We start from the raw sequence: 17,446 nt of genomic DNA, 5'->3' as shown, positions 1-17,446 counted from the left end.
TTAAAGAAACAATAACGTAGATAGGAAAATTTTAGACGTAAAAAAAGCACCTTATGGTGCTATCATTTATTTTCTATTGTAAGAAATGGAGCGGGAAACGAGGCTCGAACTCGCGACCCCGACCTTGGCAAGGTCGTGCTCTACCAACTGAGCTATTCCCGCATTTAAATTATTTTAAAATGGTGCCCGAGGCCAGACTTGAACTGGCACGCCCCGAAAGGCGAGGGATTTTAAATCCCTTGCGTCTACCGATTCCGCCACTCGGGCATATTTTAAAATGGAGCGGGAAACGAGGCTCGAACTCGCGACCCCGACCTTGGCAAGGTCGTGCTCTACCAACTGAGCTATTCCCGCATTTAAGTTGCTTTAAAATGGTGCCCGAGGCCAGACTTGAACTGGCACGCCCCGAAAGGCGAGGGATTTTAAATCCCTTGCGTCTACCGATTCCGCCACTCGGGCAACTTTTTATTACATCATTCAGTAAAACTGAATAACGATATGCATTATAGAGAATCTTAAAATTAAGTCAAACATATTTTTAAAAACATCTTTAACATTGCACAAATTAAGTTCAAAATAAGTATTTTTTAGACAAAAACACCCTTTTTACTCTCTAGCACCTCAAAAATTAGATTTCTTTTGTCGCAATTTCTAACACATCTGCAAAATTTGACGTCACAAATGTTGGATTTGCTTGCTCAATCGGCACATTATAGTTGTAGCCGTAAGTTAAACCGACCACATCACAACCTGCTCTTGTTGAGGCAATCACATCATTTTCAGAATCACCCACAAAAAGCAATTCACTTGGCTGAATGCCGAATTTCTTGCAAATAAACCACATCGGGTCTGGATTTGGTTTGATTTTTGGTAATGATTGACCGCCTAAAGTTTCACTAAAGAGTGAATAAATCCCAAATGCACTTAACACAGGCTCAACCAAACGGGTTGGTTTATTGGTAATCACTACCAGCGTAAACCCTTTGGCTTTCAAGGCTTCCAGCGTTTCTTTAACATTAGGATAGAGCGTGCTCTCTTCACATACATAAGTGGCATAAAACTTATCAAAGCTCGCACGCATACTGGTCAATTGCATTGCATCAAACAGTTTACCCGTGTAATTTACCGCATTTTGAAAGAAAATATCTGCACCTTTCCCCACCCAGCTGAGCACTTTTTCCTGCGTTACCGTTGGCAAACCGTGCTCTAAGAACATCGAATTTACCACTAACGTTAAATCTGGCAAGGTGTTAATCAGCGTACCATCCAAGTCAAAACCAATCACTTTATATTTAAAAGCCATTTTTATCCCTTACAAATTAATAATGAATCACGTCCTCTGCCTGCTGAATGCGTTGCACCACTTTCTGCCCTTCCGCACTCAATAAAAATTGGTAGCTGCTCTCAGGCAACATTGCAGAAACTTTCTCAAAATCGCCCGCTTGTATCGCTGCTCGTACGCTAGAAGCACTAATCGCTTGCCCTTCACTCGCCTTACGTGGCACAACCACATACTCAATCCCCGCTTTCGGCAATTCTGTTTGCATAATCTGGTTGTAAAGGTTAGTTACGCGGCTAAACGGCTCTTCACCCACATAACGGCGTTGAATATCCAATGCTTTGGCTATCTGACTGAAAATCTGCAAATCAAGCAATGCATTGCTCTCAATCACCGCATTTTCATTCTCTTGGAAATAGCTTGGAAAGGTTACAGAACTAATCATATAAGACGCAGTTTCGTGGCAATAAACATTTGGTAAATGCACCACACCCGCTTCTACCAACTGCTTACGCACTGAAAATGGTACGAGGCTTTTATCTTCGCTCACCACAAACAGATGCACAACATCATTCTCACGTGAAGCCTTTTCAACCAAATACTGGTGCCCCAGCGTAAACGGATTGGCGTTCATCACAATCGCTGCAACTCGCTGCCTTGCTTGAACTTTAGGCACACAAGCGGTCAGATTTTCTAAATAATTTGCAAAACCCTTACGTTGGTTCTCCATAAACACCAATTTGTCTTCAATACGCACAATTTCATAAAAACCCAAACTCTGGAAAAACTTTGCGGAATTGCATTTAGTGTAAAGAAAAATATGCGAATTACCCCGTTCGTATTGCTTGTTAATCAAATGGGTCACAATCGCATTCATTAGCCCCTCACCTTGATGTGCTGAGGAAACTGCCAAACATCGCAAACTATTAGCAAAACAACTTCCCGTTGCGATAATTTCACCCTCTTCATCATACATCGCACAGGTGTAATCTAAATTCGGGTCGAGTTTAATCCCTTCCTCAGCCAACAATTTATCAATCGCCTGATAAGCCCGCTTATCAAACGCCATCACACGGTCAATTGGATAATCTGCCATCTATTTCTCCTTGTTTGATTATTCTACACGCCAGAAAATAAAATGCCAAAAGGGTTTTACAATGATAAAGCAGACTATCTCATTATAAAAAATCTGCATCCTAAGAAGTTGGATAATGCTTAGGATGCAGATTCTGAGGACTTAGATTATCTTAGAAAGTTTCTGCAATACGATCTAATTCTGCTTTTGCAGATTGTTGTGCTTTTTCAATCGCTTCAGAACCGTAACCAATGCCTTCCGCGTAAACAAATTCAATATCGGTAATACCGATAAAATTTAGTACCGTTTGCATATAAAGTTTTGGTAAATCAGCTAGACCATCTTTATAAATTCCTCCGTACGTTAAAATAACAACCGCTTTCTTACCTGTAATTAAACCTTCAGAACCATTTGCTGTATAACGGAAAGTAACGCCCGCACGGTTTAAATAATCAATATAAGTTTTTAATTGTGCAGGAATACCTAAGTTATACATTGGCACACCAAAAACAAGTACATCACTCTTATTTACTTCACCAATTAATTGATTTGATAATTCAAATGCTTTTTGTTGCTCGGCGGTTTTAGGTTCGCCACGTGTACCTGTTGCTGCATCTAAATCATAATAAGGAAGTGGATTTACACCAAAATCATGCTCAACAATATTCGCAGAAATTTTTGATTTTAAATAATCGATAAGTCGGCTAGATTGAGAACTATTTGCCAAAATACTTGATTTAATAACTAATACATTTTTCATCAGAAACTCCAAATAAATCATTATGAAAAAACACATACAGTTTAGGAAAAATAACGAGGAAGATAAAGATTCGAAAATTGAAAAAACTCTTTATAAAAACTAAAGAATAAGAAAAGATAAAGAAAAGGTTGATTATGGAATACCAAAATCAACCTCTAAAAGCTAACTCAATATGAGTTTAAATTATTCTGCAGCTTCAACTGAAACTTCAGGGCGATCTACAAGCTCAATGTATGCCATTGGAGCGTTGTCACCTGCACGGAAACCACATTTTAAGATACGAGTGTAACCACCCGCACGTTGTGCAAAACGTGGACCTAATTCATTGAATAATTTAGCAACTGTTTCAATGTTGCGTGTACGAGCAAAAGCTAAGCGACGATTTGCAACGCTGTCTTCTTTTGCTAAAGTAATTAATGGTTCAACTACACGACGTAACTCTTTAGCTTTAGGCAATGTTGTCTTGATGATTTCATGTTCAACTAAAGAACTTGCCATATTACGGAACATCGCTTGGCGATGGCTGCTGTTACGGTTTAATTGACGTCCACTCTTACGATGGCGCATAACCTATTCCTTCTTAGAAAATCTATTGACCCGAAATTAGTCTTCAGCAATGCTTGCTGGCGGCCAATTTTCAAGGCGCATACCCAGTGACAAGCCACGAGAAGCGAGAACATCTTTAATCTCTGTAAGAGATTTCTTACCAAGATTAGGGGTTTTTAATAACTCAACTTCTGTACGTTGTACTAAATCACCGATATAGTGAATTGTCTCTGTTTTCAAACAGTTAGCAGAACGAACTGTTAATTCAAGATCATCAACTGGACGGAGTAAAATCGGATCAAACTCTGGTTTTTCTTCTTTCACTTCTGGTTGACGAACATCACGTAAATCAACAAATGCGTCTAACTGCTCAGCTAAAATCGTTGCAGCACGACGAATGGCTTCTTCTGGATCGATAGTGCCATTTGTTTCCATCTCAATAACGAGTTTATCCAAGTCTGTACGTTGTTCAACACGTGCCGCTTCTACATTGTAAGCAATGCGATCAATTGGGCTAAAACGTGCATCTACAAGTAAACGACCGATAGGACGATCATCGTCTTGAGTGTGTACACGAGCTGATGCTGGTACATAACCACGACCACGTTGTACGCGAATACGCATATTAATAGATGCATTTTTATCTGTCAAATGACAGATAACATGGTTAGAATTTACAATTTCAACATCACCATCGTGTGTAATGTCGCCTGCAGTCACAGGGCCAATTCCAGATTTAGTCAGTGTCAAAACAATGTCATCTTTGTTTTGCACTTTTACCGCTAGACCTTTAAGGTTTAACAATACTTCAAGAATATCTTCTTGTACGCCTTCTTTGCTGCTGTATTCATGTAATACACCATCAATTTCAACTTCAGTGACGGCACAACCTGGCATTGACGAAAGTAAAATGCGACGGAGTGCGTTACCTAATGTATGGCCAAAACCACGTTCTAACGGCTCTAGGGTCACTTTTGCGTGAGTTAAACTAATTTGTTCAATATTCACTAAGTGCGGCTTTAAAAATTCTGTCACAGAACCCTGCATTTTATCCTCTCTTTGTTTATAAGCTTACTAATAATTAAATAATATATGTTAAGTAAATTAACTATTATTTAGAGTAAAGCTCAACGATCAGATGTTCATTGATGTCTGCTGATAAATCAGAGCGTTCAGGGGTACGTTTAAATACACCTTCCATTTTAGTTGCATCAACTTCTAACCAAGTTGGTTTTTCACGTTGAGTAGCTAATTCTAATGATGCTTTAATACGTGCTTGTTTTTTAGATTTTTCACGAACAGCAACTACATCATCAACAGAAACTTGGAATGAAGGAATATTTACTACACGACCGTTTACCACGATAGATTTATGGCTTACTAATTGACGTGCTTCAGCACGAGTAGCTGCAAAACCCATACGGTAAACTACGTTGTCTAAACGACCTTCTAATAATACTAATAAGTTCTCACCCGTATTACCTTTTAAGCGGTTAGCTTCTTTGTAATAGTTACGGAATTGACGCTCTAAAATACCATAGATACGGCGAACTTTTTGTTTTTCACGTAACTGACTACCATAGTCAGATAAACGTGGCTTACGAGCACCGTGTTGACCTGGTGCTACATCAAGTCTATTTCTACATTTTGATTCAATCGCACGAACGCCTGATTTTAAGAATAAATCAGTACCTTCACGACGGCTTAGCTTGAGCTTAGGACCCAAATATCTTGCCATTTTCTTTCTCCAATTATTCTAACGTCAATTATACACGACGTTTTTTCGGTGGACGACAACCGTTATGAGGAATCGGAGTCACATCTGTAATGTTCGTGATACGAAAACCTGCTGCATTTAAAGCACGGATTGTTGATTCACGACCTGGACCCGGACCTTTAACCATAACTTCCAAATTCTTTAAACCAAATTCTTTAACCATTTCTGCACAACGCTCTGCAGCAACTTGAGCAGCGAATGGAGTTGATTTACGAGAACCACGGAAACCTGAACCACCTGCAGTAGCCCATGCTAATGCATTACCTTGACGGTCAGTAATGGTTACGATTGTATTATTGAAAGATGCGTGGATATGAGCTACGCCATCTGCAATCTGTTTTTTAACGCGCTTACGTGCGCGAACTGGTGTTTTAGCCATTATTATCTACTCCGATTATTTTTTGATCGGTTTGCGTGGACCCTTACGAGTACGCGCATTAGTCTTAGTACGTTGACCACGTACTGGTAAACTACGACGATGACGTAAACCACGGTAGCAACCTAGGTCTAAAAGACGTTTGATGCTTAAAGTTACTTCACGACGTAAATCACCTTCGACAGTAAATTTACCAACTTCTTCACGCAGTTTTTCAATCTGCTCTTCAGACAATTCTCTGATCTTTACATCTTCAGCAATACCCGCTGCAGCACAAATAGCTTTAGCACGAGTTTTACCGATACCGTAAATTGCAGTTAATGCGATTACAGTGTGTTTTTGATCAGGAATGTTAATGCCTGCAATACGGGCCACTATGCACTCCTATTATTTAAAGTTTATTGATATGCTGATCTTGAAAAGCCCGTTTCAGGATACTCAAACAGCATATCAGGACGAATGAGCTGAGCAGTATACCTACTCAGCGGGTTCTTTGCAAGAAATATACGATTAACCTTGACGTTGTTTGTGTTTAGGATCGCTACAAATTACGCGAACAACACCTTCACGTTTAACAACTTTACAGTTACGGCACATTCTTTTAACTGAAGCACGAACTTTCATTGCTTATCCTTTTTTAAGGGCTATTGCCCTAAGCCTTTCAAATTGGCTTTCTTCAACACAGAATCATATTGTAAAGACATCATATGACTTTGAACCTGTGCGATGAAATCCATAATAACTACCACTACGATTAATAATGAAGTACCGCCTAATTGGAATGGAACTTTCCATAATGATGTAATGATATAAGGAACCAAACAAACAAAGGTAATATACAACGCACCAATTAAGGTTAAACGAGTCATTACTCTATCAATATAACGCGATGTTTGTTCGCCTGGTCTATAACCTGGTACAAACGCACCTGATTTCTTAAGATTATCCGCTGTATCTCGTGGATTATACTGCATTCCTGTATAAAAGAAAGCAAAGAAAATTACAGCCATCGTAAATAATACAATGTATAACGGCTGCCCTGGCTGTAGTAATTGAGATAAATCAAATAACCATTCAAAACCTTCGCTACTTTGACCAAACCACTGCGTAATACTTGCAGGGAATAAAATGATACTAGAGGCAAAGATTGCAGGGATTACACCTGCCATATTTACTTTTAATGGTAAATGAGATGATCTTGCAGGTGCCATCATTCTACCTTGTTGGCGACTTGCATAGTTTACCACAATTCTTCTTTGTCCACGTTCAACAAAGACAACGAAATATGTTACTGCAAATGCGATAATTGCTATTAGTAGTAAGACAAGAAATGAAATCTCGCCTTGTCTTGCTTCTTCAATTGTTTGACCGATTGTTGCTGGAAGACCCGCAACGATACCTGCAAAGATAATTAAAGAAATACCATTACCAATACCACGCTCTGTAATTTGCTCACCTAGCCACATTAAGAACATTGTTCCTGTTACTAAACTAATTACGGCTGTGATATAGAATAACATGTTCGGATTAGGTACTAATCCTGACAACATATTAGGAAGGGCAATTGAGATACCAATAGACTGAATAAATGCTAATAACAAAGTTGCATAGCGTGTATATTTGCTAATTTTACGACGCCCAGCTTCGCCTTCTTTTTTCAATTCAGCTAAAGGTGGGTGAATTGCTGTCAATAATTGGATAATAATTGACGCAGAGATGTAAGGCATAATACCTAATGCAAATATAGAAGCTCTGCTTAATGCACCACCAGAGAACATATTAAACATATCAATGATGGTGCCTTGTTGTTGTCGAACTAACTCAGATAAAACAGAAGCATCAATGCCAGGAACAGGTATAAAAGAACCGATACGGAATACGATTAACGCACCTAAAACAAATAACAATCTTGATTTAAGCTCGCCAGTTCCTTTTTGTGTACTACCTTGGTACCCTGGTTGCTTTGCCATTTATTATTCCTCGATAGAACCACCAGCAGCTTCGATAGCAGCTTTAGCACCTTTAGTTACACCTAAGCCTTTAACTTTAACCGCTTTTTCAATTTTACCTGCTAAGATTACTTTTGCAGATAAGATATCTTTAGTGATTACGTTAGCCGCTTTTAACGCTTCTAAAGTTACAACTTCGCCATCTACTTTCGCTAAGTCGTTTAAACGAATTTCAGCAACGCGGAATGATTTTAATGAAGTAAAACCAAATTTTGGTAAACGACGGTATAAAGGCATTTGACCACCCTCGAAACCACGACGAACACCGCCGCCTGTACGAGATTTTTGACCTTTGTGACCACGACCACCAGTTTTACCTAAACCAGAACCAATACCACGACCTAAACGTTTAGCACTGTGCTTAGCACCTTCAGCTGGAGAAAGAGTATTTAAATGCATTCTATTACTCCTCCACTTTAACCATATAGTAAACTTGATTGATCATACCGCGTACTGCTGGAGTATCTTCAAGTTCTACGGTGTGACGAATATGACGAAGACCTAAGCCTTTTAACGTTGCTTTATGTTTCGGTAAACGAGCGATAGAGCTACGAGTTTGAGTTACTTTAATTTTTGCCATATTCAATTACCCCAAAATTTCTTCAACTGTTTTGCCACGTTTTGCAGCAACCATTTCAGGTGATTTCATGTTCTCAAGTGCATCAATTGTTGCACGAACAACGTTAATTGGGTTAGTTGAACCATACGCTTTAGAAAGAACGTTACGAACACCCGCAACTTCTAACACTGCACGCATTGCACCGCCTGCGATGATACCAGTACCTTCGCTTGCTGGTTGCATGAATACGCGTGAACCTGTGTGTGAACCTTTAACGGGGTGTTGTAATGTACCTTCGTTTAAAGCTACATTGATCATATTGCGACGAGCTTTTTCCATCGCCTTTTGGATCGCTGCTGGAACTTCACGTGCTTTACCGTAACCAAAACCTACACGACCATTACCATCGCCCACTACTGTTAAAGCAGTGAAACTCATGATACGACCACCTTTAACGGTTTTTGATACACGGTTAACCGCGATTAGCTTCTCTTGCAGTTCACCAGCTTGTTTTTCGATGTTTGACATCTCAAATTCCTCTATTAGAACTGTAGACCAGCTTCACGAGCAGCGTCTGCTAATGCTTGCACACGACCGTGGTATTTGAAACCTGAACGATCAAATGCAACCGCTTGAACACCTTTAGCTAAAGCACGTTCTGCAACTAATTTACCAACTACTGCAGCTGCGTCTTTATTACCAGTGTATTTAACTTGCTCTTTAATTTCTTTTTCAACAGTTGAAGCTGCTGCTAAAACTTCTGAGCCATTAGGTGCAATTACCTGCGCATAAATATGGCGAGGTGTGCGATGCACAACTAAACGTGTTGCACCTTGCTCTCTCATTAAATGACGTGCACGGGTTGCACGACGGATACGAGCTACTTTCTTATCCATAGTGTTACCTTACTTTACTTTTTCTTCGCTTCTTTAGTACGTACAACTTCATCAGCGTAACGTACACCTTTGCCTTTATAAGGCTCTGGACGGCGATATGCACGAATATCTGCTGCTACTTGGCCAATTAACTGTTTGTCTGCACTTTTGAGAACGATCTCAGTTTGTGATGGACATTCACCAGTTACACCAGCTGGCAACGCGTGTTCAATTGGGTGTGAGAAACCTAAACTTAAAGCAACTGAGTTACCTTTCATTTGTGCTCTATAACCAACACCAACTAATTGCAATTTCTTCGTAAAGCCTTCAGTAACACCGATAACCATAGCATTAACTAATGCACGAGCTGTACCTGCCTGTGCATCTGCACCTGCAAGACCTTCGCGTGGTGCGAATGTTAATGTATCAGCTTCGTATTTTACTTCAACTGCATTATGAATTTCGCGAGATAACTCGCCGTTTTTACCTTTAACTGTTAATAGCTGACCGTTCAAAGTAACTTGAACACCGGCAGGAACATTAACAGGTGCTTTTGCAACACGAGACATTTTTCCTACCTCTCTATTATGCTACGTAACAGATGATTTCACCGCCGAGACCTGCTTGACGTGCAGCACGGTCGGTCATAACACCTTTCGATGTAGAAACAACTGCGATACCTAAACCACCCATTACTTTTGGTAATTCGTCTTTACGTTTGTAAATACGAAGACCAGGACGGCTTACGCGTTGGATACTTTCTACTACTGGTTTGTTTTGGAAATATTTTAAAGTGATTTCCAACTCAGGTTTTGAACCTTCAACAACTTTGAAGCTCTCAACATAACCTTCTTCAGCTAAAACGCTTGCAATAGCGACTTTTAACTTAGATGAAGGCATACTGATTGCAACTTTATTCGCAGCTTGACCGTTACGAATACGGGTCAGCATATCTGCGATTGGATCTTGCATGCTCATGTATTTACTCCCATGATTCCAAATTAAAAGAGGTTATTACCAGCTTGCTTTCTTAAGGCCAGGAATTTCACCGCGCATAGCAGCTTCACGAACCTTAATACGGCTTAAACCAAACTTACGAAGTACACCGTGTGGACGACCAGTTTGGCGGCAACGATTACGCTGACGGATTGGGCTTGAATCACGTGGAAGTGTTTGTAACTTCAACACTGCTGCCCAGCGCTCTTCATCTGAAGCAGATTCAGATGAGATAATTTTCTTTAATTCTTCACGTTTTGCGTAGAATTTATCAGCTAATTTCGCACGTTTTACATCACGTGCAATCATTGATTGTTTTGCCACGATAACCTACCTTATTTACGGAATGGGAAATTGAAAGCCGCTAATAAAGCTTGACCTTCTTCGTCATTTTTCGCAGTTGTAGTGATTGTAATATCTAAACCACGTACACGATCTACTTTATCGTAGTCGATTTCTGGGAAAATGATTTGTTCACGAACACCCATACTGTAATTACCACGACCATCGAAAGACTTCGCATTTAAACCACGGAAGTCACGGATACGTGGAACAGCGATAGAAATCAATCTTTCAAAGAACTCCCACATGCGTTCACCGCGAAGAGTTACTTTACATCCGATTGGATATCCCTGACGGATTTTAAAGCCAGCAACTGATTTACGAGCTTTAGTAATTAAAGGTTTTTGACCGCTGATTGCTGTTAGATCTGCTACTGCATTATCTAAAAGTTTTTTGTCGGTCAATGCTTCACCCACACCCATATTCAGGGTAATCTTTTCGATTCGTGGGACTTGCATGACAGATGAGTAGTTGAATTTTGCTTTTAATTCATTCACTACTGTATCTCTGTAGTAATCATGCAGTTTCGCCATCGCATTACTCCAGTTTTAATTAAATAATTTCATTATTAGATTTGAAGAAACGTACTTTTTTACCATCTTCGAATCTAAAACCTACACGGTCAGCTTTGTTTGTTTTCGGGTTGAAGATTGCAACGTTTGAACCATCGATTGCAGCTTCTTTTTTCACTAAACCACCAGCTTTACCTAAAGCAGGAACTGGTTTTTCGTGTTTAGTGATGATGTTGATACCTTCAACAACAACTTTACCATTTGGTAACACTTGAGTTACCTTACCACGTTTGCCCTTATCTTTACCAGCAAGAACAATTACTTCATCATTTTGACGGATTTTAGCAGCCATTACATTCCCCTTACAGTACTTCTGGAGCTAAAGAAATGATCTTCATGAATTTTTCAGAACGAAGTTCACGAGTCACAGGTCCAAAAATACGAGTACCGATTGGTTGCTCAGTGTTATTATTTAAAATTACACAAGCATTGCCATCGAAACGAATAACTGAGCCATCTGGGCGACGAACACCCTTCTTGGTGCGCACAACAACTGCTTTTAACACATCACCTTTTTTCACTTTACCGCGTGGAATTGCTTCTTTTACAGTAACTTTGATGATATCGCCAATAGCAGCGTAACGACGGTGCGATCCACCTAGAACCTTGATACACATTACGCTACGAGCCCCTGAGTTATCAGCAACATCCAGCATAGTCTGTTCTTGGATCATATTAGTGCTCCGTTAAATAAAAAAAACACCCTTTCGGGACGACACTACCATATAAAAAGTGATAGCCCGATAATTATACATACTTAGAATACAAAATACAACTTTATTTATGATGTAAAACAACAAACCTAAGTCACTTTCATCATACTTTTTGCTAAAAAAACCTATTTAAGCTTAAGATTACCATTAAAATTCTTTATAATAAGCGACATTTTTCTATCTCATATATTCAAGGTATTATTTTGGTCTTTTCTAGTCTTATTTTTATCTTTCTTTTTCTACCTATCGTATTAGGCTTGTATTATCTGACCAAATCACTTTATATACGTAACTGGATTCTCGTTTCTTCATCTATTTTATTCTATGCTTGGGGAGAACCTATTTGGGTAATTTTACTACTACTATCCGCAACAGTTGACTATTTTAATGGTAAATTTATTGAAAACCATCGAGGTCAACCTATTGCTAAGCTAGGACTTATTATTACCTTTATAGTTAATCTTGGTCTATTGGGCTTTTTTAAATATAGTGGCTTCGTTATTGAAAATATCAACCAACTTTTTAAGCTTAATATTACAGCACCTACTTTTGCACTCCCTGTAGGAATCTCTTTCTATGTGTTTATGTCTCTTTCTTATACCCTAGACGTTTGGTATAACAAGGTCAAGGCACAACAATCTTATGCTGCATTCTTAGTTTATATTGCTAACTTCCATCATCTTGTAGCAGGCCCAATCATTCGTTATGGACACATCGCGAAAGAAATTACAGAGCGCTATTTTCGCTGGGAGGATTTTCACTACGGCGTTAATCGCTTTAGCAAAGGATTATTCAAAAAAGTTTGCATTGCAAATACCGCTGGAGCATTAGCTATCCCACTATTAAATGGTGAAATCAGCTCACTCAGCATCGTGGGAGCATGGCTTAGCATTATTCTATTTAGCTTACAAATTTATTTCGATTTTTCTGGCTATTCAGACATGGCTATTGGTTTAGGAAAAATGTTTGGTTTCCATTATCATGAAAACTTCAAACATCCTTACACAGCAAAATCTATTTCAGATTTTTGGCGTCGCTGGCATATTTCATTATCAAGTTTTTTTAAAGATTATGTTTATATCCCTTTAGGTGGTAATAAACATAACCAAATTCGTAATATTTTGATTGTTTGGAGCCTAACAGGTTTATGGCATGGAGCTAGCTGGAATTTTATTATCTGGGGGGCATACTTCGGATTATTGCTACTCATTGAAAAGTTTCTTCTTCATAAGATTTTGGATAAACTTCCATCTATCTTTCAACACACCTACGCTCTCTTTTTTATTGTAATTGGCTGGGCGATTTTCTATTTTACCGATTTAACCCAATTAAATGCTCATCTTCAAGTGATGTTCGGCCTCACTTCCGCAGAGCTATATGATTATCGAGATAGCTCACTTGTAATGTCGAATCTTTACTGGTTTGGAATCACATTACTACTTTGTATGCCTGTACGTGCATTTTTCCAAGAAAAATTGACCGCTTGGAACTCAACACTTGCGATATTCAGCGAGTTTATCCAAACACTTCTTTTTATGGGTTGTTCCATCGTGCTACTTGTTGGCAGTACTTATAATCCATTTATCTATTTTAGATTCTAACTGAGGCAATATGAAAAAACTTCTCTGGATTGCAAATAGCTCACTATTTTGTGTAATACTTATTATTGGAGGTATTGCGTTTTGGACATTACCTAAACAAACTATTTCTAGTGATGAAAACCGAAAATTAATGGACTTTCCGCTAGCTAATCAAGAAACCATTTTTTCAGGAAAATTCGAGAAAGCTTTTGAGGAATATTATAACGATCATTTTCCTTTGAGAGAGAATTGGTTAACACTTGCAAATCATTTAAACACATTCAAAGGTAGTCAAGAGCAAGAAATTCGCGTTATTACGCTCAATAATCAACATAATGATGAAATATCTTTAGATCAGGAAATGATAACTGAAGAAACCTCGTCGGCATCCAATATAGATGTTTCAGATTCCGCTTTAGAACGAAACGTTGATACTGAAAAGTCAGAGGAAGCCCATGAACCTTTGACGGCTGATACTACATCAAATACAGAAACAGTCGAGGTAGAATCAGCTAAAAATACAGAGAAACATATTCCATCTGATATAAATGAAGAGTTCAATCGTATTAAAGGGGTGATTGTCGTTAATGGACGGGTTTTACAGATTTTTGCAGGCTCAAAGCAAACTATTACTCCTTACGTCAACATGTTGACGACCTACCGTAAAAAGTTAGCTAATGACATAAAAATGTATACCATGATGATCCCATCTGGTAGCGATTTTTACTTACCTTATCAAGTTAATAAAGGGGTATTAAAAGAGAAAGAGAATATTGAACTATTTAATAGTTTATTGCCTAAAAATATCGTTTCTGTACCAGTGTATGAAGAAATGGAACCGCACAAGAACGAATATATTCAGTTTAGAACAGACCACCATTGGACTGGGCTTGGGGCTTACTATGCTTACGTTGCTTTTGCCAAAAAAGCTGGATTTCAACCGCTTGCATTATCCGACATGCAATATGAAGCCAAAAAAACCTCTTTTTTAGGCAGCCTTTATAACTATACCAAAGATAATGAATTAAAAAAGGACCCTGATCTTTTAGAATATTATAAAGTTCCGACTCAATCTGTCGTAAAAATTTATGGAGATACTCCAACACCAATAACAGGGCAAGTCTATGCTGAAAAAAATAATAACTATGTGCTCTTTATTGGTGGAGATAATCCTTTAGTCCATTTTCATACGGAAACAAGCGAAAGAAAAAGCCTGTTGGTTGTCAAAGATTCATTTGGAAATGCATTAATTCCTTATCTTACCGCCCATTACAAAGATATTTATGTTGTAGATTATCGTTACTTTAAAGGAAACATACTACGCTTAATGAAACGTCACGACATCAAAGAATTACTCTATGCTCATAATACTTTCGCAGCCAATACTAAAACTACAACAAAACTTGGTTTACAAATGTTAAATAAGGAACATAAACAATGAATAAACAATACCTAAAAATATGCCTAACACTAGCGGCATCTCTTATTATAGTAAGCTGTTCTAATAACACACAAAAAAATCAAACATCATCCACGATAACCATGCAAACCAAACAACATTGGCCTCAAAATATTAATTTTGCAGCCAATAAAATTGATTTTGCTAACTCAAAAACACTAGGTTCTCTCGGGCAAAAATGGAAAAGAAACAATAGCACAATCAATATTGTGCATTTTGGAGACTCTCACATCCAACCTGGCTGGCAAGTGGGTCCATTACGCGATACATTTCAATCCATCCGAGGAAACGCAGGTCGAGGGATGATTTTTCCTTATACAATAGCTAAAACTTACTCACAAGAAGACTACTCTAGTCGATTCACTGGCCAATGGAAAACAGCCAATAGTATTCAACAATATCCTAAGATTGCATTAGGTATTTCTGGTTTTGTGGCAAGAACAACAGATCCCTCAACTCAAGTGAGTTTCTATTTCAAAAAGATTATTTCCCACGATACCATTAATGCCACACTCTTATTTAAAACGGATGGCGATTATCGCCTAACACTAAATAGCGGCTCACAAAGCCAAAGCATCAATGTTTCAGCACAAAGCAATACACAAGCAGTCAATTTTAGTTTAAATAATCCAGGGCAGGAGATCACTCTCACTATTCAAGCAATTAACCCAAACTCTACCTTTGAATTCCACGGTTTAAATCTAACCTCTCCTCAAAACTCTGGCGTGATTTATCATAATCTAGGAGTAGGAGGTGCAGCTTATTCTGCACTCATTCAGCAAAGATTATTTGAACAACAATTCCCTTTACTAGATGCAGATCTAGTTATTTTAGACTGGGGAACAAATGATGTGATTTATACTAATCAAATTGACGAAAATTTAGAAACCACTATTCGTCAAACTATTCGTAAAGTAAGAACACTTAAACCTAATGCTGCAATTTTATTAACTAGCGTACAAGAAGCTCGTTATCGAGGAAAAAATGTAACAATATCTGAAAAATACGCTCAAATGGTAAAACGCATTGCAAAAGATGAGGGAACCTTGTTCTATGATTGGTATACCATTTCAGGCGAACACGGATCTGTTGCCAATTGGCATAGTTTAGGCTTTGCATCGAAAGATGGCATTCATTTAAATGGCAAAGGCTATCGTATTAGAGCCAAACTACTAGGCGATGCGATCTTAAAAGCATTAGAAAATAACAAAAACTAATCATAATATTTTTTCTAAAAGCACTTATTCCTGAATAAGTGCTTTTATTTTTACCAAGGGATAACAAACCCTCTCTAGAAAGAATTAAAAAATGAAAAAGCCAACGGCATAACCATTGGCTTTCTCTTGAACCTGAAGATAGGTTAAAAGTTAAAATCAAAATTATTTGATTTCTACTTGTGCACCAGCTTCTTCTAATTCTTTTTTAAGAGCTTCAGCTTCTGCTTTAGAGATGCCTTCTTTTAAGTTAGCTGGAGCAGATTCTACTAAGTCTTTAGCTTCTTTTAAGCCTAAACCAGTTGCACCACGTACTGCTTTGATTACAGCAACTTTGTTTGCACCTGCGTTAGCAAGAACTACGTCGAATTCAGTTTTTTCTTCTGCCGCTGCTGCACCTGCTGCTGGAGCTGCTGCTACTGCTGCCGCTGCTGAAACACCGAATTTTTCTTCCATCGCTGTGATTAATTCAACGATTTCTGATACTGATTTAGAAGCGATAGCTTCAATGATTTGTTCGTTAGTTAATGACATAACAATCAATTCCTAAAGTAAATAAGTTAAACGATTTGAGAAAACGACGAAAAATTAAGCCGCTTCTGCTTGTAATTTGTCGCGTAATGCCGCAAGAGTGCGAGCAAGTTTGCCTGCCGCAGCTTCTTTCATTGTGCCCATTAAACGTGCAATTGCTTCTTCGTAAGTTGGTAATGTTGCTAAGAATTCAACATCTTGTGTTTTACCTTCAAAGGCTGCACCTTTAATTTCGAACTCTTTGTTTGCTTTTGCAAACTCAGTGAACAAACGTGCTGCAGCACCTGGGTGTTCATTTGAGAAAGCAATAAGAGTTGGACCAGTAAACGCATCTTTTAAGCATTCGAATTCAGTGCCTTCTACCGCACGACGTAATAAAGTATTACGTACTACGCGCATAGTTACACCTGCTTCACGTGCATTTTTACGTAACTCAGTCATTTTCTCAACTGTGACGCCACGAGAATCCGCAACAACAGCTGAAAGGGCACCTTTGGCAGCTTCATTTACTTCAGCAACAATTGCTTGTTTGTCTTGAAGATTTAATGCCATTGGTTTTAGCTCCTGATACACTCTACTATTTACATAGCAGAATTACAAAAAACCTCAAAAATTTCACCGCTTACGCGTTTCTTCTTGAGCCTAAGGTGTCCAGAAGCAGAGAAATTCTGTCTGTTCACCATCTATGTAGGATAATTAAGTGCCAAGCACTCCTACAGTCTTCGATGGGGCTTGATGAGGCAAGCACCATCAGTTTTTACATATTACCGTGTAAAATGAGGA

25 protein-coding genes and 4 tRNA genes are annotated in these 17,446 nt (G+C 38.5%); 3 read left to right on the top strand and 26 right to left on the bottom strand.

Translation table 11 applies throughout. The features are described from left to right. Positions 1-86: 86 nt before the first annotated feature. The 24 genes from B0185_RS05770 to rplN all read right to left on the bottom strand — a co-directional run bounded on the left by B0185_RS05770 (position 87) and on the right by rplN (position 11,840). Positions 87-162, bottom strand: a tRNA-Gly gene (locus B0185_RS05770). Between the two features lie 18 nt (positions 163-180). Further along, positions 181-267: transfer RNA gene (locus B0185_RS05765), tRNA-Leu, on the bottom strand. A gap of 11 nt (positions 268-278) precedes the next feature. Continuing rightward, positions 279-354: transfer RNA gene (locus B0185_RS05760), tRNA-Gly, on the bottom strand. 18 nt (positions 355-372) lie between these two features. Next, positions 373-459, bottom strand: a tRNA-Leu gene (locus B0185_RS05755). 169 nt (positions 460-628) lie between these two features. Beyond that, complete coding sequence (locus B0185_RS05750; RefSeq protein WP_005705944.1) at positions 629-1,303, bottom strand: phosphoglycolate phosphatase; 675 nt, start codon at positions 1,301-1,303, stop codon at positions 629-631. A 16-nt stretch (positions 1,304-1,319) separates the two neighbouring features. Continuing rightward, positions 1,320-2,375, bottom strand: coding sequence for a [citrate (pro-3S)-lyase] ligase (citC, locus tag B0185_RS05745; RefSeq protein ID WP_005705998.1), 1,056 nt, complete (start codon positions 2,373-2,375; stop codon positions 1,320-1,322). A gap of 151 nt (positions 2,376-2,526) precedes the next feature. Continuing rightward, positions 2,527-3,114: an FMN-dependent NADH-azoreductase gene (locus tag B0185_RS05740; RefSeq protein ID WP_005706004.1), complete on the bottom strand. Its 588-nt coding sequence runs from the start codon at positions 3,112-3,114 to the stop codon at positions 2,527-2,529. Positions 3,115-3,297: 183 nt separating this feature from the next. Further along, positions 3,298-3,681, bottom strand: a complete 384-nt coding sequence (gene rplQ / locus B0185_RS05735) for a 50S ribosomal protein L17 (RefSeq protein ID WP_005705993.1) — start codon at positions 3,679-3,681, stop codon at positions 3,298-3,300. Between the two features lie 36 nt (positions 3,682-3,717). Beyond that, the gene (locus B0185_RS05730; RefSeq protein WP_005705977.1) at positions 3,718-4,707 is read right to left on the bottom strand and encodes a DNA-directed RNA polymerase subunit alpha; all 990 of its coding nucleotides are present in this window, start codon (positions 4,705-4,707) and stop codon (positions 3,718-3,720) included. A 64-nt stretch (positions 4,708-4,771) separates the two neighbouring features. Beyond that, entirely contained in the window at positions 4,772-5,398 is a 627-nt protein-coding gene (rpsD, locus tag B0185_RS05725; RefSeq protein WP_005705947.1) for a 30S ribosomal protein S4, read from the bottom strand. A gap of 28 nt (positions 5,399-5,426) precedes the next feature. Further along, positions 5,427-5,816 carry a 30S ribosomal protein S11 gene (gene rpsK / locus B0185_RS05720; protein WP_005705959.1) on the bottom strand — a complete coding sequence of 130 codons (390 nt, stop codon included), beginning with the start codon at positions 5,814-5,816 and terminating at the stop codon, positions 5,427-5,429. A gap of 15 nt (positions 5,817-5,831) precedes the next feature. Next, positions 5,832-6,188: a 30S ribosomal protein S13 gene (rpsM, locus tag B0185_RS05715; RefSeq protein WP_005705966.1), complete on the bottom strand. Its 357-nt coding sequence runs from the start codon at positions 6,186-6,188 to the stop codon at positions 5,832-5,834. Positions 6,189-6,323: 135 nt separating this feature from the next. Continuing rightward, the gene (rpmJ, locus tag B0185_RS05710) at positions 6,324-6,437 is read right to left on the bottom strand and encodes a 50S ribosomal protein L36 (protein ID WP_005705974.1); all 114 of its coding nucleotides are present in this window, start codon (positions 6,435-6,437) and stop codon (positions 6,324-6,326) included. 20 nt (positions 6,438-6,457) lie between these two features. Next, a complete protein-coding gene (gene secY / locus B0185_RS05705) occupies positions 6,458-7,783 on the bottom strand; it encodes a preprotein translocase subunit SecY (RefSeq protein WP_005705999.1) in 1,326 nt (441 codons plus the stop codon). A 3-nt stretch (positions 7,784-7,786) separates the two neighbouring features. Further along, positions 7,787-8,221 carry a 50S ribosomal protein L15 gene (gene rplO / locus B0185_RS05700; protein WP_005705964.1) on the bottom strand — a complete coding sequence of 145 codons (435 nt, stop codon included), beginning with the start codon at positions 8,219-8,221 and terminating at the stop codon, positions 7,787-7,789. A gap of 4 nt (positions 8,222-8,225) precedes the next feature. After that, positions 8,226-8,402 (bottom strand): 50S ribosomal protein L30, encoded by a 177-nt coding sequence (rpmD, locus tag B0185_RS05695; RefSeq protein WP_005705941.1) that lies wholly within the window; start codon positions 8,400-8,402, stop codon positions 8,226-8,228. Between the two features lie 6 nt (positions 8,403-8,408). After that, complete coding sequence (gene rpsE / locus B0185_RS05690; protein ID WP_005705945.1) at positions 8,409-8,909, bottom strand: 30S ribosomal protein S5; 501 nt, start codon at positions 8,907-8,909, stop codon at positions 8,409-8,411. A 14-nt stretch (positions 8,910-8,923) separates the two neighbouring features. Beyond that, on the bottom strand, positions 8,924-9,277 hold the full coding sequence (gene rplR, locus B0185_RS05685) for a 50S ribosomal protein L18 (RefSeq protein WP_005706001.1): 354 nt from the start codon (positions 9,275-9,277) through the stop codon (positions 8,924-8,926). Between the two features lie 14 nt (positions 9,278-9,291). Then, on the bottom strand, positions 9,292-9,825 hold the full coding sequence (rplF, locus tag B0185_RS05680; protein ID WP_005705968.1) for a 50S ribosomal protein L6: 534 nt from the start codon (positions 9,823-9,825) through the stop codon (positions 9,292-9,294). A 16-nt stretch (positions 9,826-9,841) separates the two neighbouring features. Further along, positions 9,842-10,234 (bottom strand): 30S ribosomal protein S8, encoded by a 393-nt coding sequence (gene rpsH, locus B0185_RS05675; RefSeq protein WP_005705955.1) that lies wholly within the window; start codon positions 10,232-10,234, stop codon positions 9,842-9,844. 36 nt (positions 10,235-10,270) lie between these two features. Continuing rightward, positions 10,271-10,576 carry a 30S ribosomal protein S14 gene (rpsN, locus tag B0185_RS05670; protein WP_005705950.1) on the bottom strand — a complete coding sequence of 102 codons (306 nt, stop codon included), beginning with the start codon at positions 10,574-10,576 and terminating at the stop codon, positions 10,271-10,273. Positions 10,577-10,587: 11 nt separating this feature from the next. Next, a complete protein-coding gene (gene rplE / locus B0185_RS05665) occupies positions 10,588-11,127 on the bottom strand; it encodes a 50S ribosomal protein L5 (protein ID WP_005705961.1) in 540 nt (179 codons plus the stop codon). A gap of 19 nt (positions 11,128-11,146) precedes the next feature. Beyond that, a complete protein-coding gene (gene rplX / locus B0185_RS05660; RefSeq protein ID WP_005705990.1) occupies positions 11,147-11,458 on the bottom strand; it encodes a 50S ribosomal protein L24 in 312 nt (103 codons plus the stop codon). Positions 11,459-11,468: 10 nt separating this feature from the next. Beyond that, positions 11,469-11,840 (bottom strand): 50S ribosomal protein L14, encoded by a 372-nt coding sequence (gene rplN / locus B0185_RS05655; RefSeq protein ID WP_005619403.1) that lies wholly within the window; start codon positions 11,838-11,840, stop codon positions 11,469-11,471. 242 nt (positions 11,841-12,082) lie between these two features. On the opposite strand from rplN, the gene B0185_RS05650 reads away from it, so the two are divergent. Genes B0185_RS05650 through B0185_RS05640 form a run of 3 tightly spaced genes read left to right on the top strand, consistent with a single transcriptional unit; the run spans position 12,083 to position 16,135 of the window. Further along, complete coding sequence (locus B0185_RS05650; protein WP_005705969.1) at positions 12,083-13,480, top strand: MBOAT family O-acyltransferase; 1,398 nt, start codon at positions 12,083-12,085, stop codon at positions 13,478-13,480. A 10-nt stretch (positions 13,481-13,490) separates the two neighbouring features. Next, complete coding sequence (locus B0185_RS05645) at positions 13,491-14,900, top strand: DHHW family protein (RefSeq protein ID WP_005705962.1); 1,410 nt, start codon at positions 13,491-13,493, stop codon at positions 14,898-14,900. After that, positions 14,897-16,135 carry a GDSL-type esterase/lipase family protein gene (locus tag B0185_RS05640; RefSeq protein ID WP_078208095.1) on the top strand — a complete coding sequence of 413 codons (1,239 nt, stop codon included), beginning with the start codon at positions 14,897-14,899 and terminating at the stop codon, positions 16,133-16,135. The genes B0185_RS05645 and B0185_RS05640 overlap by 4 nt, the downstream gene beginning before the upstream one ends. A 162-nt stretch (positions 16,136-16,297) precedes the next feature. Here B0185_RS05640 and rplL read toward each other — a convergent pair whose 3' ends face one another. Further along, positions 16,298-16,666 carry a 50S ribosomal protein L7/L12 gene (rplL, locus tag B0185_RS05635; RefSeq protein ID WP_005705940.1) on the bottom strand — a complete coding sequence of 123 codons (369 nt, stop codon included), beginning with the start codon at positions 16,664-16,666 and terminating at the stop codon, positions 16,298-16,300. A gap of 54 nt (positions 16,667-16,720) precedes the next feature. Next, positions 16,721-17,215: a 50S ribosomal protein L10 gene (rplJ, locus tag B0185_RS05630; protein WP_005705978.1), complete on the bottom strand. Its 495-nt coding sequence runs from the start codon at positions 17,213-17,215 to the stop codon at positions 16,721-16,723. Positions 17,216-17,446 lie beyond the last annotated feature (231 nt).

It is taken from the genome of Haemophilus parahaemolyticus, assembly GCF_002015035.1.
Lineage (GTDB): Bacteria > Pseudomonadota > Gammaproteobacteria > Enterobacterales > Pasteurellaceae > Haemophilus_A > Haemophilus_A parahaemolyticus.
The sequence above is the reverse complement of the archived record's forward strand: the minus strand, read 5'-3'. Positions and strand labels throughout refer to the sequence as shown.

Bases quoted from the DNA above. Each gene is read 5' to 3' on its own strand.
- rpsH (WP_005705955.1), bottom strand. From the start codon at position 10,234: ATGAGCATGCAAGATCCAATCGCAGATATGCTGACCCGTATTCGTAAC.
- secY (WP_005705999.1), bottom strand. From the start codon at position 7,783: ATGGCAAAGCAACCAGGGTACCAAGGTAGTACACAAAAAGGAACTGGC.
- B0185_RS05750 (WP_005705944.1), bottom strand. From the start codon at position 1,303: ATGGCTTTTAAATATAAAGTGATTGGTTTTGACTTGGATGGTACGCTG.
- rpsD (WP_005705947.1), bottom strand. From the start codon at position 5,398: ATGGCAAGATATTTGGGTCCTAAGCTCAAGCTAAGCCGTCGTGAAGGT.
- rplX (WP_005705990.1), bottom strand. From the start codon at position 11,458: ATGGCTGCTAAAATCCGTCAAAATGATGAAGTAATTGTTCTTGCTGGT.
- rplR (WP_005706001.1), bottom strand. From the start codon at position 9,277: ATGGATAAGAAAGTAGCTCGTATCCGTCGTGCAACCCGTGCACGTCAT.
- rplF (WP_005705968.1), bottom strand. From the start codon at position 9,825: ATGTCTCGTGTTGCAAAAGCACCTGTTAATGTTCCTGCCGGTGTTCAA.
- B0185_RS05645 (WP_005705962.1), top strand. From the start codon at position 13,491: ATGAAAAAACTTCTCTGGATTGCAAATAGCTCACTATTTTGTGTAATA.
- B0185_RS05640 (WP_078208095.1), top strand. From the start codon at position 14,897: ATGAATAAACAATACCTAAAAATATGCCTAACACTAGCGGCATCTCTT.
- citC (WP_005705998.1), bottom strand. From the start codon at position 2,375: ATGGCAGATTATCCAATTGACCGTGTGATGGCGTTTGATAAGCGGGCT.
- rplL (WP_005705940.1), bottom strand. From the start codon at position 16,666: ATGTCATTAACTAACGAACAAATCATTGAAGCTATCGCTTCTAAATCA.
- rpsE (WP_005705945.1), bottom strand. From the start codon at position 8,909: ATGTCAAACATCGAAAAACAAGCTGGTGAACTGCAAGAGAAGCTAATC.
- B0185_RS05730 (WP_005705977.1), bottom strand. From the start codon at position 4,707: ATGCAGGGTTCTGTGACAGAATTTTTAAAGCCGCACTTAGTGAATATT.
- rpmJ (WP_005705974.1), bottom strand. From the start codon at position 6,437: ATGAAAGTTCGTGCTTCAGTTAAAAGAATGTGCCGTAACTGTAAAGTT.
- rpmD (WP_005705941.1), bottom strand. From the start codon at position 8,402: ATGGCAAAAATTAAAGTAACTCAAACTCGTAGCTCTATCGCTCGTTTA.
- rplN (WP_005619403.1), bottom strand. From the start codon at position 11,840: ATGATCCAAGAACAGACTATGCTGGATGTTGCTGATAACTCAGGGGCT.
- rplJ (WP_005705978.1), bottom strand. From the start codon at position 17,215: ATGGCATTAAATCTTCAAGACAAACAAGCAATTGTTGCTGAAGTAAAT.
- B0185_RS05740 (WP_005706004.1), bottom strand. From the start codon at position 3,114: ATGAAAAATGTATTAGTTATTAAATCAAGTATTTTGGCAAATAGTTCT.
- rplO (WP_005705964.1), bottom strand. From the start codon at position 8,221: ATGCATTTAAATACTCTTTCTCCAGCTGAAGGTGCTAAGCACAGTGCT.
- rplE (WP_005705961.1), bottom strand. From the start codon at position 11,127: ATGGCGAAACTGCATGATTACTACAGAGATACAGTAGTGAATGAATTA.
- rplQ (WP_005705993.1), bottom strand. From the start codon at position 3,681: ATGCGCCATCGTAAGAGTGGACGTCAATTAAACCGTAACAGCAGCCAT.
- rpsK (WP_005705959.1), bottom strand. From the start codon at position 5,816: ATGGCTAAAACACCAGTTCGCGCACGTAAGCGCGTTAAAAAACAGATT.